We start from the raw sequence: 865 nt of genomic DNA, 5'->3' as shown, positions 1-865 counted from the left end.
GGGCGGCAGGACGCCGCCGGCCACCGCCAGGGCGCAGACCGCGGCCTCCACCGCGCCGGCCGCGCCCAGCAGGTGGCCGGTGGCCCCCTTGGTGGAGCTGACCGCCGGTCCGTCGTCGCCGAACACCGAGCGCAGCGCGGCGGCTTCGGCCGTGTCGCCGAGCTTGGTGCCGGTGCCGTGCGCGTTCACGTAGGCGACCTCGGTGGGCGCGAGCCCGGCGCTGCGCAGCGCCGCGCGCATCGCGTCGGCCGCCCCCTCGCCGTCGGGGCGCGGCATGGTGGGGTGGTAGGCGTCGGTGGAGGCACCCCAGCCCAGCAGGTCCGCGTAGCCGCCCGCACCGCGGGCCGCGGCGTGCTCGGCCCGCTCGACCACCAGGACCGCGCTGCCCTCGCCGAGCACGAAGCCGTTGCGGCGCGCGTCGAAGGGCCGTGAGGCGTCCGCCGGGTCGTCCCAGCCATCGGCCAGGGCACGGGAGTTGGTGAAGGCCGCGGCGATCGTCGGGTGCAGTGAGGACTCGCTGCCACCGCAGACCACCACGTCCGCCTCGCCGGCGCGGATCAGCCGCAGCGCCTCGGCCACCGCCTGGGCGCCGGCCGCGCAGGCCGTCACCGGCGCCGAACTGTAGCCGCGGATGCCGTACTTGATGGCGATCCGGGCCGCGGCCATGTTGGAGAGCATGCCGGGCAGCAGGTAGGGGCTGACGCCCGGGCGGCCGCGCTCCAGGCGCCGGTGCGACTGCGCCTCGAAGGTCTCCAGGCCGCCGCCCCCGGTCGCCAGCACCCCCGCCGCCCCGTGCGGGGGCCCCCCCCCTCCACCCCGCCCCCCCCCCCCCCGGCGGTGGGCCCGCCCACCCCCCCCCCCCCCC

1 protein-coding gene is annotated in these 865 nt (G+C 79.4%); it reads right to left on the bottom strand.

Annotation, left to right across the window (positions count from 1 at the left end; all coding sequences use genetic code 11):
* Window positions 1-780: beta-ketoacyl-[acyl-carrier-protein] synthase family protein (locus tag ABD323_RS42035; RefSeq protein WP_344447338.1), on the bottom strand; the 780-nt coding region annotated here is incomplete at its 3' end.
* Between the last annotated feature and the right edge of the window lie 85 nt (window positions 781-865).

The organism is Kitasatospora nipponensis, assembly GCF_039528135.1.
GTDB lineage: Bacteria > Actinomycetota > Actinomycetes > Streptomycetales > Streptomycetaceae > Kitasatospora > Kitasatospora nipponensis.
The sequence above is the reverse complement of the archived record's forward strand: the minus strand, read 5'-3'. Positions and strand labels throughout refer to the sequence as shown.